This is a genomic window from Massilia sp. BGA-UO-ETr-WB1 (assembly GCF_059567845.1).
The window spans coordinates 687,318-701,872 of record NZ_JCAQOT010000025.1; the positions used below are offsets into that span (position 1 = coordinate 687,318).

Genomic DNA, 14,555 nt, shown 5'->3' on the forward strand with positions numbered 1-14,555 from the left:
GCCAATACTGGCGCTTTGCTATTGTCATAACCCTGCCATGCTGAAAAAATCCCTGTGTGCCGCCGTGCTGGCGCTGGCCTCCCTGCAAAGCGTTGCCGCCGCCGAGCTGCCGTCCTATCCCTTCATCCACGCGCGCGGCACCGGCTTCATGTACGTGGCGCCGGACCAGGGCGAGATCGATTTCGATGTCTCGGCCTACGATGCGAACGCGGAGGCGGCGGTGGCCGTGGTCCAGGAACGCGTGCTGGAGATCCGCGCGCTGCTGGCCGGGCAGGGCGTGCCCGACGCCGACGTGGAAGTGCGCGACATGCGGCGCCAGATCCGCAAGGCCAGCGTCACGGCGTCCGAGCCGGAATACGACATCAAGTGCTCGATCCACATCGTGGTGCGCGACCTGGGCAAATGGCGCGGCATCATGATGCCGCTGCTGAAGAAGCAGAACCTGGACGCCTTCGCCGCCACCTTCAGCCTGAAGGACCGAGCCACGGTGGAGGCTGAACTGATGGGGCACGCGGTGCGCGAAGCGACGGCCAAGGCGGACGCCATGGCCAAGGGCTTCGGCAAGCGCGTGGGGCCGGTGGCCGGCGTGTCGTCCGACGAGATCAAGAACCTCACCCGTTCGATCGGCCTGGCGCCGGTCGAATGGCCGCGCAACAGCAACAGCACCAACGCCAAGCGCAACGAGCAGGACCCGGCGGACTTGCTGATGGTGAGCGCGATGAAGCTGTCGCAGTCGGTCGACGTGCTGTTCCGCTTCAAGTAGTCCCGTGGCGCGCAAGGCCGCTTCCGCAGCTTCCACCGCTCCCTGCGCTGCACGGGCTCCGGGCCGGGGCTTGCGCCTGGCCCTGGCCCTGGCGTCGGCCGTGGCGCTCGGCGGCTGCGCCGGCAGCATGGACAGGCTGCGCAGCCTGACCGGCCTTGGCGGCGCCAAGCCGCCCGCACCGAAGCAGGCCGCCGCCGCGCCGCGCGCCACAGGTTCGGCTGCCGGCGCCCCTGGAGCCGCTGCCGCGCGCCCCGGCGCGGCGGCGTCGCAGAAGGCCGGGGCAGGCCAGCCGGCGGACCTGCCCGCGCCCGGCATGGTGGCCGCCTGGCTCACCACCGGCGACCAGTCCCGCCTGCTGCAGCGCCAGCCGGACGCGCCGCTGGCCGCGCTACCGCGCGCGCTCACGCCCTGGTCGGCCGGGGTGGAAACGGCCGGCCCGCTGGCCGCTGCCGGCCTTACGATCGACATCGCCACCGGCCCCGCTGCGCGGCGCCAGCAGATGTCCGGCTTCGGCGCAGGGCTGAGCGCCTCGTCCGCCTGGCTGCTGGCCGAAAAGCTGGACGGCGCCCGGCGCCAGGCCTTGCTGGCCGAGCTGTACGGCCCGCCGCCCGGGATCGGGCTCAGCGTCGCGCGCCTGCCGCTGGGCGCCAGCGAATTCGCGCGCAGCCAGTACAGCTACAACGACCTGCCGCCCGGCCAGAGCGACGACGGCCTGGCCCAGTTCTCCATCGACCCCGACCGCGCCTACCTGCTGCCGCTGGTGCAGGACGCGCTGGCCCGCAACCCGGACCTTGAACTCATCGCCAGTCCCTCCAGCGCGCCCGGCTGGATGAAAACCAGCGGCAGCCTGCTGCAAGGCGCGCTCAAGCCGGAAGCCTTCGACGCCTACGCCCGCTACCTGAAGCGCTACGTGGACGTGTACCTGGAGGAGGGCATCCCCATCCACGCCATCACGCTGCAGAGCGATCCCGCCGCCGACCTTGCCGACGCCCCTTCCATGCGCCTGGACGACGCCGCCCGCGCCCAGCTGATCGGCAAGCATCTCGGCCCGCTGCTGGAAGACGAAGGCCCGCTGATACTCGAATGGGACGGCAACCGCGACGCCCCGCAAGCGCCGCTCAAAGTCTTGCAGGACAAGGCTGCAGGCCCCTACGTGGCCGGGGTGGCCTGGCACTGCTACGCCGGCGGCGTGGACGCGCAAGCCGCCGTGGCCGCCGCCCACCCGGGCAAGTCCAGCTACCTCACCGAATGCTCCGGCGGCGCCTGGGCGCCCGCCTGGCGCGACAACCTCACTCACTTCGGCCGCACGCTGGTGCAGGGCGCCGCGCGCGGCGCGGCCAGGGGCATCATGTTCGGCAACCTGGCGCTGGACGAGCAGGGCGGCCCGCGCATCGGCGGCTGCCGCGGCTGCCGTGGCGTGGTCACGGTGGGCGAGGACGGCGCCGTCACGCGCAACCCGGAGTATTACGCGCTGGCCCACGCCAGCCGCTTCGTGCGCCCCGGCGCCTGGCGCCTGGCCTCGACGCCTTCGAACGCCGGCGCGGCCGGAAATGGCAGCAGCGGCATCGACAGCGCCGCCTTCGAAAACCGCGACGGCTCCGTGGTGCTGGTGGCCGTCAACTCCGCTGCAGAGCCGCGCACCTTCGCCGTCCGCGCCGCCGCCGCCGGCTTCAGCGCCACCCTCCCGCCGGCCAGCATCGCCACCTACATCTGGCGGCCCGAACCCTAGCCGGCGGCGCAGCGGCAGCCGGGGATTCGGCGTAGAATCGGCGCTTAGCCGAGAGGAGCGCCATGCTGTTCGATTTGACCGACTTACGCCTGTTTATCCACATCGCCGAACTGAAAAGCCTTACCCGCAGCGCGGAGCGCATGCATATGTCGCTGGCGGCGGCCAGCAACCGGGTGAAGGAACTGGAGGCGCGCTTCGGCACGCGGCTGCTGTACCGCGAGAACAAGGGCGTGCAGCTGTCGCCTGCCGGCGAAACGCTGCTGGCGCACGCGCAGCAGTTCATGCAGCTGGTGGAGCGCCTGAAAAGCGAGATGCAGCAGTATAACAATGGCATCAAGGGGCATATCCGCATCTTCGCCAACACCACCGCCGTCACCGAATTCATGCCGGAAGTGCTGGGCCGCTTCCTCGGCGTGCATCCGCAGGTGAACGTGGCGCTGGAGGAGCGGCTGAACCAGGACATCATCCGCGGCGTGCAGGAAGGCACGGCCGATATCGGCATCGCGGCCGGGCCGGTGCAGGGCGCGGGCCTGGAGATCATCCCGTTTTCAACCGACCGCCTGGTGCTGGCCACGGCGCAGGACCATCCGCTGGCGGCGCGCGGCCAGATCGGCTTTGCCGAAACGCTGGATTACCAGCACATCGGCCTGCACGAAGGCAGCACTTTGCAGCACTTCCTGGCGCGCGCGGCGCACGAGGCGGGCCAGCGGCTGCAGCTGCGCATCCAGGTGCGCGGCTTCGAGGCCATGTGCCGCATGGTGGAGAACAATGTGGGCATCGCGATCCTGCCGCATTCCTCCGCGCTGCGCCTGAGCCGGGGCATGAAGCTGGCGCTGGTGGAGCTGACGGAGCCGTGGGCGGTGCGCGAACGCAGCGTGGTGGTCCAGAAGCTCGACGCGCTGCCGTTGTATGCGCGCGAGCTGGTGGACTTTATCTGCACGATGGAGGCGAAGTAGTTACTTGCCTTCGGCGGCCGCCGCTTCCTTGTTGAACGTGGCGATCAGCTCTTTGCCGATGCGGTCTTCCATGGTTTTCTGCACCGGCAGCAGGGCGGCGCGCCAGGCGGCTTTTTCCTGCGGCGTCAGCGTGTAGACCTCGGTCTTGCCGGACTTGCGGATGGCGTCCATCGCGGCGTCGTTCTCCTTCTGCGCAATGTCGTTGGCGTACTTGGTGGCTTCCTTCATGGCGCCGTCCAGCGTGCTGCGGACGTCGGCCGGCAGCGCGTCCCAGAATTTCTTGTTCACGATGACGGCGTAGCCGATGTAGCCGTGGTCGGACACGGTCAGGTGCTTCTGTACCTCGTGCACCTTCTGCGTGTAGATGTTGGACGGCGTGTTCTCGCTGCCGTCCACCACGCCGGTTTGCATGGCCTGGTAGACCTCGGAGAAGGCCAGCACCTGCGGGTTGGCGCCCAGCGCCCGCATCTGCGCGTCCAGCACCTTGGACGACTGGATGCGCATCTTGGTGCCTTTGAAATCGGCCGGCGTGCGCAGCGGCTTGTTGGCCGTCATTTCCTTAAAGCCGTTGTCCCAGAACGCCAGCCCGACGATGCCCTTGGACTCCAGTTTCTTCAGCAGCGATTTGCCGACCGGCCCTTCGTTCACGCGCGCCAGCGCGGCCTTGCTGGGCAGGATGTAGGGCAGGTCGTAGACTTCGAATTCCTTCACGCCCAGCGGGCCGAACTTGGACAGCGACGGCGCCAGCATCTGCACCGATCCCAGCTGCAATGCCTCCAGTTCCTCCTTGTCCTTGTACAGCTGGCTGTTCGGATACAGCTCGACTTTCACGCGCCCCTTGGTGGCCGCCTCGGCCAGCTCCTTGAACTTCTGCGCGCCTTTGCCTTTCGGCGTGTCGGCCGCGACCACGTGGCTGAACTTGATGATGATGGGGTTTTGCGCGTAAGCGCTGGCCGCGAATACGGTAACGGCGGCGAACAGCAGGGATTGCAGTTTCATGGTGTCTCCAGCAGGTGAGGGGCTCTTGCCGGCCCCTTGAGGGTTTCAGTACGGGCTAATGCAGATTCTTTCGCGCCGCCTCGGAGGCGATGCGCTGCGCCAGCAGCAGCACAGGCTTGTCTATCATCTTGCCGTCCACCGCGACGGCGGCGCCGCGCGCGCCCTCGGCGGCGGACAGCACGCGCTGCGCCCACGCCACTTCCTCGCCGGACGGCAGGAAGGCGCGGTTGACCGCGTCCAGCTGGTCCGGGTGGATGCACAGCTTGCCGCCGAAGCCCAGGCGGTGCGCGTAGCGGGCGTCGTCCTCGGTGGCGGCGGCGTCGATGGCGGTGGTGATGCCGTCCACCGGCGCGCGCAGGCCGGCCAGGCGCGAGGCCAGCACGATCTGCGAGCGGAAGTAGAGCAGCTCGTCGCGCTCGCCATGGATGCCCATATCAAGCTTGAAGTCGATGGAGCCGAACATCAGGCGCTGCACGCGCGGCGCGGAGACGATCTGGCTCATGTTGGCGAAGCCCTGCGCGGTTTCGATCAGCGGGAACAGCGGCGCGCTGGACGAGGCGCTGGCCACGTCGGCCACGCGCTCGGCCTTGGGCAGCACGATGCCGGCGATGCCGGGGCGGTGGCACAGGATCAGGTCGTCGCCGAAGCAGCCGGAGTTCACGCAATTGACGCGCACCAGCACCGGCACGTGCGGCGCGCGGCCCTCGGGGCTGGACAGCCAGTTCTCCAGCGCGTCGCGCGCCGCGCCCTTGGCGTTGGGCGCGACCGCGTCTTCCAGATCGATGATGACGGCGTCCGCGCCCGAGGCGCAGGCCTTGGCGAAGCGGTCGGGCCGGTCGCCGGGGACAAACAGGAAGGAATGGGCCAGGGCCAGCCTGGCGTCGGGTGGGGCAGCATGTACGGCAGTGCTCATAAGAGGTCTCCCATATTGGTAATGCGGCTTATAGTCCAGATTTTGTCGGCCAGTGCGGCCATTTCAGCCGGCGTGGCGGCCCCGCTGAAGGCGGCCAGGCGCGCGGCTTTGTCTTCCAGCTCGGTGCGGCTCAGGGTGTTGCCGGGGTCTCCTTTGGGTTCGTCGACGCGGCCGTGCAGCGTGCGGCCGTCCGTGGTGCCCACGGTGACCTTGCCTATCCAGCGGGCCGGGTAGGCCTGGTCAACCTCTTTATCGAGCACCATGTGTACTTTGCCACGGAATTGGGCAACGCGCTGCGTATTGAAGCTGGACTCGAATTCGGTCAAGCCGGCGCTGCCGAATTCGGCGATCAGGCCCAGCACCGTGCCCATGGAGAACTTGGCCTGGTGCACCGTCTGCGGGTTGCTTACGGGGCCTAGCACGTCGATGGCGCCCTGGTGCACGTGGCAGTCGACGCGGGCGATCTGGTCCAGCGTGAGCCGGTGTTCGCGCATCACCTGCTGCAGCGCGTCGGCGGCGGGGTGGGTGTGGCGGCAGCTGGCATGGAATTTGAACGAGGTTTCGGCCAGGGTCCAGCGGAAGCCCAGGCGGTCGGTCAGCCTCGCCGGATCGGCGTCGCGCGTCATGCCGGCGCCCATGCCTTGCGCGCCTTCCAGGATGCGGCGCGCGCCGGTGAAGCCGGCCTGGGCCAGGAAGGCCGACATCAGGCCGTCGCTGGCGGCTTTGGCGGTGTGCAGCTGCTTGGAGTCGGCCGCGTCGCGCAGGAATTCCCACAAGCCGGCGGCCTGGGTGCCGGCCGAGCCGAAGGCGTGCAGCATCTGTTCCGGCGTGAGGTTGAGCAGGCGGCCCGCCGCCGCTGCGGCGGCGATGGTGCCGGCGGTGCCGGTGGTGTGGAAGATCTTGTAGTGCGGGCGGCCGAGGAATTCGCCGACGCGGATACCCACCTCGTAGCCCGCCACCACGGCCGTCAGCAGATCGCGCCCGGAGCGGCCCAGCGCCTGGGCCACCGCCAGCGCGGCCGGGAACACCACGGCGGCGGGGTGGAACACGGAGCCGTTGTGGACGTCGTCCTGCTCGGCGTAGTGGGACGCGGCGGCGTTCACCATGGCGGCGAACATGGGCGCGGCGTGGCTGCGGGAGATCAGGATTTCGCAAGGGCCGGTGTTGCCGCCGCCCATCTGTTCGGCGTAGAGGGCGATGGTCTCCACCGGGCGCGCGCCCTTGCCGGCCAGCGCCGAGCCGGCCCAGTCCAGCAGCAGGTCCTCGGCCCGGCGCAGCACGTCGTGCGGGATGGTCTCGAATTGCAGCGTGGCGGCGAAGGAGGCCAAGGCCAGGCTGGGGTGGTTGATCGCGTTCATGGTGTCTCCGGTGGCGGCGGATTGGACGGCTGGCACGGCTTACACCGCTTTGGCCGCGTGCAGGGCGGCGACGGCGTCGGCGCCGTAGCCCAGGCTTGCCAGGATCGCGTCCGTGTGCTGGCCCAGGGCCGGCACCTCGTCCATGCGCGCGGCGTAGGTGTTCGGCACACCGGGCGGCAGCAGCGCGGGCATGGGGCCGGCCGGCGTGCCGACTTCCACCCAGCGCTCGCGTGCCTTGAGCTGCGCGTGCCGCCACAGGTCGTGCATGGTGTTCATGTGCGCGTTGGCGATCTGCGCGCTGTCCAGCCGTTCGATCACCTGTTCCGCCGTCAGCTTCGAAAACACTTCCACGATCATCTCGCGCAGCTCCTGCCGCGCCGCCGTGCGCACGGCATTGGACGAATAGCGCGCGTCCTTCGCCAGCTCCGGCTGCAGCAGCACCTTGTTGCAGAACAGTTCCCACTCGCGTTCATTCTGCAAGCCCAGCATCACGGTCTTGCCGTCGCCGGCGGGGAAGGGGCCGTAGGGATAGATGGTGGCGTGCGCGGCGCCGGCGCGCGGCGGCGGCGAGGCGCCGTCCATCGCGTAGTACAGCGGGTAGCTCATCCACTCGGCCATGCTCTCCAGCATGGACACGTCGATATTGCAGCCTTGCCCCGTCTTGCCGCGCTGGATCAGCGCCGCCAGGATGTTGGTGTAGGCGTACATGCCGGCCGCGATGTCGGCGATCGAGCAGCCTGCCTTGGCCGGTTCGTCCGGCGAGCCGGTAATCGACAGGAAGCCCGATTCGCTCTGGATCAGCAGGTCGTAGGCCTTCTTGTCGCGGTAAGGGCCATCGGCGCCGTAGCCGGAGATGTCGCATACGATCAGGCGCGGATAGCGCTCCTTCAGCGCGTCGTAGGACAGGCCCAGGCGCGCGGCGGCGCCGGGCGCCAGGTTCTGCACCAGCACGTCCGCCCCGGCCAGCAGCTTGCCGAGGATGACGGCGGCTTCATCGTGCTTCACGTCCAGCGTCAGGCTTTCCTTGGAACGGTTGGTCCACACGAAGTGCGAAGCCAGGCCGCGCGCGCGGGCGTCGTAGGCGCGGGCGAAGTCGCCCACGCCGGGGCGCTCCACCTTGATGACGCGCGCGCCCAGGTCGGCCAGCTGGCGGGTGCAGAACGGCGCGGCGATCGCGTGTTCCAGCGTTATGACGGTGATGCCATCGAGCGGGCGCATGGTGCTCTCCTCAGAACGAGCGCGGCATGCCGAGCACGTGCTCGGCCACGAACGACAGGATCAGGTTGGTGGAGACGGGCGCCACCTGGTACAAGCGCGTTTCGCGGAACTTGCGTTCCACGTCGTACTCGTGGGCGAAGCCGAAGCCGCCGTGGAACTGCAGGCAGGCGTTGGCCGCCTCCCACGACGCGTCGGCCGCCAGCATCTTGGCCATGTTGGCCTGCGTGCCGCAGGGCTGGTGCGCGTCGAACAGCTCGCAGGCCTTGTAGCGCATCAGGTTGGCCGCTTCCAGGTTCACATAGGCTTTTGCGATCGGGAACTGCACGCCCTGGTTCTGGCCGATGGGGCGGCCGAACACCACGCGCTCGTTGACGTACTTGGTCACCTTGTCGATGAACCAGTAGCCGTCGCCGATGCACTCGGCGGCGATCAGCGTGCGCTCCGCGTTCAGGCCGTCGAGGATGTATTTGAAGCCCTTGCCTTCCTCGCCGATCAGGTTCTCGGCCGGGATTTCCAGGTTCTCGAAGAACAGCTCGTTGGTCTCGTGGTTCACCATGTTGAGGATGGGCTGCACCGACATGCCCTTGGCGGTGGCCTCCTTGATATCGACCAGGAAGATCGACATGCCCTCGGACTTCTTGGTCACCTCGGCCAGCGGCGTGGTGCGCGCCAGCAGTATCATCAGGTCCGAATGCTGCACGCGCGAGATCCACACCTTCTGGCCGTTGACCACATAGCGGTCGCCCTTTTTCACGGCGGTGGTCTTGATCTTGGTGGTGTCGGTGCCGGTGGTCGGTTCGGTCACGGCCATCGATTGCAGGCGCAGTTCGCCGCTGGCGATCTTCGGCAGGTAGAAGTCCTTCTGCGCCCTGGAGCCGTGCCGCAGCAAGGTGCCCATGTTGTACATCTGGCCGTGGCAGGCGCCGGAATTGCCGCCGGAGCGGTTGATCTCTTCCATGATGACGGAGGCTTCCGTCAGCCCCAGCCCGGAACCGCCGTACTCCTGCGGGATCAGCGCGGCCAGCCAGCCGGCCTTGGTCAGCGCGTCCACGAAGGCTTCCGGGTAGCCGCGTTTTTCGTCGATGTCGCGGAAGTAGGAGGATGGGAACTCGGCGCACAGTGCGCGCACCGCGTCGCGGATGTCCTGGTGGTCCTGGGTTGGGGTATGCATGGTGTCTTCTCTTTCTAATCCAATTGGGCTTCGGCCTGCATGGCCAGCTCGCCCTTGCTGTTGGCGGCCCACAGCGTGACGGTGCCGTCGCCGTTGCGGCGCGCGTTCACGCTGAAGGGCGCGGTGTCGAACAGCGGCGAGACGGCGCGGAAGCTGAACGCGGCCACGCGCGCCTGCGGCAGTTCGGCGCGCAGCAGTTCCATCAGCAGCGTGGCGATCAGCGGGCCGTGCACGATCAGGCCGGGATAGCCTTCCACTTCCGTGACGTAGCTGCGGTCGTAGTGGATGCGGTGGCCGTTGAAGGTCAGCGCGGAATAACGGAACAGCAGCACCGGGTCCGGCACGATCCGGCGGCTCCATTGCGCCTCGCCGGGCGGCATCTTCGGCGCGGGGCCGGCGCTGCCGGGGGCGGGCATGTCGCGGTAGACGATGTCGTGTTCCTCGGTGATGGCCAGCCGGCCGCCGTGGTGGATCTCGTGACGCACGGTGACGAAGGTGAGCGCGCCGCCGGCGCCGGTCTTGCGCGCGATGTCCAGGATGGTGGAGGTGCGGCTGATGGCGGCGCCCACCGGCACGCTGCCGGGGAAGGTGAGGCGTCCGCCGGCCCACATGCGGCGCGGCTGCGGCACCGGCGGCAGGAAGCCGCCGCGGCGCGCGTGGCCGTCGGGGCCCAGGCCGGACTGCGGCGCCGTGGTCCAGAAATTGATCCAGTGCCACAAAGGCGGCAAAGGTGCGCCGTGCTGCGGCGCGCTCGGATAGTCTAGGGTGGCAGCCAGCGCGGCTACCGCCTCGGGCCGCACCACGTCATGCAGGGTTTCCGTTTTGCCGGTCCACTGCTGCAGCAAGGTAATGTCGTCGGTGTCGGATTTCATGGTGGGCTCGTCAAGATTGAAGCGATGAGCCAGTGTAGGCCGCGCCCCGGCTCGCCACAATTCGCCATTTCGGAAGGGGGGCTTCGCTTCAGCTTGAGGCGGGCCGCCCGGCCAAGCAGAGACAGGAGAACGCCATGAGCCGTATCGTCAGTGCATTTATCCGGGCGCACAGCACGCCCGAGCCGGACATTCCGTCGCCGGAACCGGAAAAGGATCCGCCGCCGGACAATACCCCCTTGCCGGAAACGCCGCCTATCGAGGAACCCGAGCCGCCGCAGCCGCCGATGAAGGCCAGCGGTGACTGAAGGGACAATATTGGCCGGCGAGAAACGCCGTTGCTCGTTAGCTACATATTTTCATGTTTGTGCCCGCCGTCACAGTACAGTCACGAATCTATTCATATAATGAATCATCGACATTCGGTTTATTGATCTCGGAGGCCATCATGGGCAATTCCTTACACAATAAAATCTATCTTGGCCGTCGCCATGCCGCCCTGAACGCCCTGGCCACCAAGCGGGTGCAGGCGCTGCTGCTGTTCACCGCGGTGGCCGGCGCGGCGCTGGCGTGGTTCGCCATCCAGGCGCTGAAGTAAGATTGCCGGCTGCTGATTCAGCCGCCGCAAGGGCCGCCGGGCGCAAGCGCGCGGCCGCATTGCCTTGCCCTGACGCTACAGGGCGCGTACCATGAGGGCCGCAAGTCTCTTTTGGAATTTAGGCAATGAAAAACGAAAAACTCTCCGCCGATGAATACGACGCTCTGAAAGAGGTCGCGCGCGGCCTCAAGCTGGGCGAGCGCATCAGTGCATGCATCGGCCGCAACACCAAGCGCCTGTCCGGGCTCAAGATGTTCAACATCGCCCGCAACGGCCACATCACCCTGACAGACAAAGGCCAGCAGGCGCTGTTCCTGCGCCGCTGCGTGCTCGGCCTGCGCGCAGTCGCGGCCGGCGGCGACGTCAAGCTGGACACCGACGTGGCCACCTTCCTCGGCAAGAAGGGCCACATCGTGGCGCGCGAAGGCGGCTACGACATCACCGACAAGGGCCGCGAATCGCTGGCCGATATCGAAGCCCAAGGCATCTGAGGCCCTACTGATCCCTCCACACTTCAAGGTTTGCAATGGATAGCGCAATGCACTGGTCGGCCCACGAGCTGACGATGACCGTTCTGATGACGCCCGACATGGCCAATTTTTCCGGCAATGTGCATGGCGGTACCATACTGAAATACCTCGACAGCGTGGCCTACGCCTGCGCCAGCCGCTATTCGGGCAGCTACGTGGTGACGCTGTCGGTGGACCAGGTGATGTTCCTGCAGCCCATCCACGTGGGCGAGCTGGTGACCTTCCTGGCCTCGATCAACTACACCGGCAACACGTCGATGGAAGTGGGCATCCGGGTGGTGACGGAAAACATCCAGCAGCGCCTGGTGCGCCACGCGAACAGCTGCTACTTCACCATGGTGGCGGTGGACAAGGACCGCAAGCCGGTCTCCGTGCCGCCGCTGGTGCCCGAATCGGACGAGCAGAAAGCCCGCTTCGAACAAGCCAAGCTGCGCAAGGCCGCGCGCCAGCAGGTCACCGCCAAGCGCAAGTAAGCGCAAGTAAGCCCCGGCAGGCCGCCGTTCAGGCGGCCAGGGTTGAGCTGGCGGAGTCGAGGTGGCGGCCCTGGCGCGCCATTTGTTCGAACTGGTCCGGCGCCACGGGGCGGCTGAAGTAGTAGCCCTGGATGGCGTCGCAGCCGTGCTGCTGCAGGAAGTCCAGCTGTTCGCGGCTTTCCACGCCCTCCGCCACCACGCGCAGCTGCAGGTTGTGCGCCAGCGCGATCACGGACACCACGATGGCCGCGTCGTCCGGATCGGTAACGATGTCGTTGACGAAGGAGCGGTCGATCTTCAGCACGTCGATGGGGAAGTCGCGCAGGTAGGACAGGCTGGAATAGCCGGTGCCGAAATCGTCGATGGACAAGGTGACGCCCAGCGCCTTCAGCTGGTGCAGCAGGTTCACCGCCTGCGCCACGTCGTTCATGAACAGGCTCTCGGTCAGTTCCAGCTCCAGGCAGGCCGGCGGCAGCCCGGTTTCGGCCAGCACGTCCGCAATCGTCTGCACCAGGTCCGGCTGGCGGAACTGGCGCGCCGACAGGTTGACCGCCATCTTCATCGGCGCGTGGCCGTGGCTGTGCTCCAGCCATTCCTTGGCCTGCGCGCAGGCGGTGCGCAGCACCCAGGAGCCGATCGGCACGATCAATCCGGTTTCTTCGGCCAGGCCGATGAAGCGCGCCGGCGACACCAGCCCCAGCTCCGGATGCTGCCAGCGCAGCAGCGCCTCGGCGCCGATGATGCGGCCGCTGTCCAGGTCCACCTGCGGCTGGTAATGCAGCGCGAACTCGCCGCGCTCGAGCGCCTTGCGCAGCGCGTTTTCGATGCGCAGGCGCTCCTGCGCCTCTTCGTTCATGGCCGGCTCGTAGAACTGGAAGCTGTTGCGGCCCAGTTTCTTGGCCGCGTACATGGCGATGTCGGCGTGCTCGATCAGGTGCTGGGCGTTGCCGTTGCCGTCGTAGGAGGCCACGCCGATGCTGCAGGTGACGAAGAATTCCTTGCCCTCCAAGACCACCGGCTGCGCCACCGCGTTCATCACGCGCTGCACGATGTCCGGCGACAGCGTAGCATCGTTCGATTCGCCCAGGATGGCGACGAATTCGTCGCCCGACAGGCGCGCCACGGTGTCGCTGCCGCGCACCGCCGCCAGCAGCCGCTCGGCCACGGCCTGCAGCAGCTGGTCGCCGGCCTTGTGGCCCAGGCTGTCGTTGACGAATTTGAACCGGTCCAGGTCGATCAGCAGCACCCACATCGGGTGGCCGCTGCGGTTGGCGTAGGCAATGGCCTGGCTCAGGCGGTCCTGCAGCAGCGCGCGGTTCGGCAAGCCGGTCAGCACGTCGTGGTGGGCGATGTGGTGGATGCGCTGCTCGGACAGCTTGCGCTCGGTGATCTCGCTGCCGGTGCCGCGGTAGCCCTTGAATTCGCCGCGCGCGTCGTACACCGGCTCGCCGCTGGTGTTAAACCAGCGCACGATGCCGTCGTCGCCGGTGATGGCGTATTCCAGGTTGGAGAACGGCAGGCGCGCCTCCAGCCGGGCGATGTGGTCGCGGCCCCAGCGCGCGGTCAGCATCTCGGGCGTGCTGTCCCAGCGGGTGCGGCCGATGAAGCGGCCCGGGTTGATGTGGCCTTTTTCAAAGAAGCCGTCGGTGATGCTGGTGAAGCGGTAGAAGGCGTCCTGCTCCCAGTACCAGTCCGAGGACAGCGCCAGCAGGCGGCGGAAGCGCTGTTCGCTGTCGAGCAGGGCGCGCTCGGTGTGCTTGCGCATGGCCACGTCGTCGGCCAGGCGCTCGTTGGACTGGCGCAGCTCGGCGGTGCGCGCGTCCACCAGCGTCTGCACGCGGCGCGAGCGCAGCACCAGGCTTTGCACCAGCGCCGCCATCAGCACGCTGAACAGCGCCCCGCCCAGCAGCGTGCACAGGGAGCCGAGATGGCTGTCGATGAAGGGCTGGGGCAGGGCGGTGACGTGCACTTCCCACGGCTGGCCCAGCACGGTGTAGGTCTGGCGGTACAGTGCATGCTGGTGGAAGGCGAACCAGCGCGCCAGCGGGTGGCTGGCGGCGGGCGGCTGCGGCAGCTCGCCGTGGCTGAACACCAGGTTGGCCGCCTGCGCCGGCGCGCCGACGTAGACGCGCAGCGCCAGGCCGCCGTCCTGCAGCAGGCCGGCCGATTGCAGGATCTTGCCCACCAGCGAGGGCGCGCGCAGCACGGTGGCGGTGTCGCCCAGCCAGGCTTCCTTGCGCTCCAGCGCGGTGCCCACCGGCGCGCCGGGGCGGTACACCGGCATCATCATCACCAGGCCCGGCTCGTTGTCCTTGGACTGGGCCAGCTTGAGCAGGCCGGTGGAATGCGGCTGGCCGGTGGTGAGGATCTGGTCGATCGCCAGCGGCACTTGCGGGTTGTAGCCGGAGTCGATGCCGAAGGCGCGCTGGTTGCCGTCCATCGGCTCCAGGAAGTGCACCACGTCGTAGCTGGGGCGCTCGCCGGCCGGGCGCAGCACGCCGTTGGCGTTTTCGGTGATGGTGAAGCCGGGGAAGGTGCGCCGCATCTCCGCCTCGTAGGCCGGGCGCTCGGCCAGCGTCACGGTGCGGTGGTAGTTGAAGGCCTGGATGAAGGGATACTGCTGCAGCAGCGGCGCGGTGAAGTCGCGGAACTGCTGGCGGCTGACCGGGGCGGCAGCCACGAACAACTGGTTGGTCACCTTCAGCACCTGCACGGCGTCGTTCAGGCCGCGCTGGATGGCGCTGGTGCGCAGGTTGGCGCGCTGTTCGAAGTCGAGCTGCAGCTTGCCGTACTCGAGCGCGCCGACCGCGCCGAACAGGATGCCGGTGATCACCAGCCCCGCGCCCAGGGTGCACGCCGCCGCGACGGTCAGGGTGGATTTGCGGCGACGTGTCATTACTTTCCTGTACGGTGAAATCGGCGGGGATGGGGCCGCCACTAGTGTGTCACAAATCTTGCCGTTTGGCATAATCTTGGAC

14 protein-coding genes are annotated in these 14,555 nt (G+C 67.9%); 7 read left to right on the forward strand and 7 right to left on the reverse strand.

The annotated features are described in order from the left end of the window. Window positions 1-37 precede the first annotated feature (37 nt). From AC56DV_RS21285 to AC56DV_RS21295, 3 genes are all read left to right on the forward strand, one after another. A complete protein-coding gene (locus AC56DV_RS21285) occupies window positions 38-763 on the forward strand; it encodes an SIMPL domain-containing protein (protein WP_496316218.1) in 726 nt (241 codons plus the stop codon). A 70-nt stretch (window positions 764-833) separates the two neighbouring features. Beyond that, entirely contained in the window at window positions 834-2,492 is a 1,659-nt protein-coding gene (locus AC56DV_RS21290) for a glycoside hydrolase family 30 protein (protein WP_496316219.1), read from the forward strand. A 62-nt stretch (window positions 2,493-2,554) separates the two neighbouring features. Next, complete coding sequence (locus AC56DV_RS21295; protein ID WP_496316220.1) at window positions 2,555-3,448, forward strand: LysR family transcriptional regulator; 894 nt, start codon at window positions 2,555-2,557, stop codon at window positions 3,446-3,448. On the opposite strand, the gene AC56DV_RS21300 is transcribed toward AC56DV_RS21295, so the two are convergent. The 6 genes from AC56DV_RS21300 to AC56DV_RS21325 are packed head-to-tail and all read right to left on the reverse strand — an operon-like array spanning window position 3,449 to window position 9,979. Continuing rightward, the gene (locus AC56DV_RS21300; RefSeq protein WP_496316221.1) at window positions 3,449-4,447 is read right to left on the reverse strand and encodes a TRAP transporter substrate-binding protein; all 999 of its coding nucleotides are present in this window, start codon (window positions 4,445-4,447) and stop codon (window positions 3,449-3,451) included. It abuts the gene before it with no gap. A gap of 55 nt (window positions 4,448-4,502) precedes the next feature. Then, window positions 4,503-5,360, reverse strand: coding sequence for an HpcH/HpaI aldolase/citrate lyase family protein (locus tag AC56DV_RS21305; RefSeq protein ID WP_496316222.1), 858 nt, complete (start codon window positions 5,358-5,360; stop codon window positions 4,503-4,505). Next, window positions 5,357-6,718 carry an MmgE/PrpD family protein gene (locus tag AC56DV_RS21310; RefSeq protein WP_496316223.1) on the reverse strand — a complete coding sequence of 454 codons (1,362 nt, stop codon included), beginning with the start codon at window positions 6,716-6,718 and terminating at the stop codon, window positions 5,357-5,359. Before AC56DV_RS21310 ends, AC56DV_RS21305 begins: the two co-directional genes overlap by 4 nt. Before the next feature lie 39 nt (window positions 6,719-6,757). Beyond that, window positions 6,758-7,936 (reverse strand): CaiB/BaiF CoA transferase family protein, encoded by a 1,179-nt coding sequence (locus tag AC56DV_RS21315; protein ID WP_496316224.1) that lies wholly within the window; start codon window positions 7,934-7,936, stop codon window positions 6,758-6,760. Window positions 7,937-7,946: 10 nt separating this feature from the next. Continuing rightward, window positions 7,947-9,107, reverse strand: coding sequence for an acyl-CoA dehydrogenase family protein (locus tag AC56DV_RS21320; protein ID WP_496316225.1), 1,161 nt, complete (start codon window positions 9,105-9,107; stop codon window positions 7,947-7,949). A gap of 14 nt (window positions 9,108-9,121) precedes the next feature. Further along, window positions 9,122-9,979 (reverse strand): HTD2 family dehydratase, encoded by an 858-nt coding sequence (locus tag AC56DV_RS21325; RefSeq protein ID WP_496316226.1) that lies wholly within the window; start codon window positions 9,977-9,979, stop codon window positions 9,122-9,124. A gap of 134 nt (window positions 9,980-10,113) precedes the next feature. Between AC56DV_RS21325 and AC56DV_RS21330 the strand changes: the two genes are divergently transcribed. From AC56DV_RS21330 to AC56DV_RS21345, 4 genes are all read left to right on the forward strand, one after another. Next, window positions 10,114-10,284 carry a hypothetical protein gene (locus tag AC56DV_RS21330; protein WP_496316227.1) on the forward strand — a complete coding sequence of 57 codons (171 nt, stop codon included), beginning with the start codon at window positions 10,114-10,116 and terminating at the stop codon, window positions 10,282-10,284. 140 nt (window positions 10,285-10,424) lie between these two features. Then, on the forward strand, window positions 10,425-10,574 hold the full coding sequence (locus tag AC56DV_RS21335) for a hypothetical protein (protein WP_496316228.1): 150 nt from the start codon (window positions 10,425-10,427) through the stop codon (window positions 10,572-10,574). Between the two features lie 125 nt (window positions 10,575-10,699). Beyond that, entirely contained in the window at window positions 10,700-11,065 is a 366-nt protein-coding gene (locus AC56DV_RS21340; RefSeq protein WP_496316229.1) for a hypothetical protein, read from the forward strand. A gap of 47 nt (window positions 11,066-11,112) precedes the next feature. After that, window positions 11,113-11,577, forward strand: a complete 465-nt coding sequence (locus AC56DV_RS21345) for an acyl-CoA thioesterase (protein ID WP_496316230.1) — start codon at window positions 11,113-11,115, stop codon at window positions 11,575-11,577. A 28-nt stretch (window positions 11,578-11,605) separates the two neighbouring features. Here AC56DV_RS21345 and AC56DV_RS21350 read toward each other — a convergent pair whose 3' ends face one another. Then, the gene (locus AC56DV_RS21350; RefSeq protein ID WP_496316231.1) at window positions 11,606-14,473 is read right to left on the reverse strand and encodes a bifunctional diguanylate cyclase/phosphodiesterase; all 2,868 of its coding nucleotides are present in this window, start codon (window positions 14,471-14,473) and stop codon (window positions 11,606-11,608) included. Window positions 14,474-14,555: the final 82 nt, after the last annotated feature.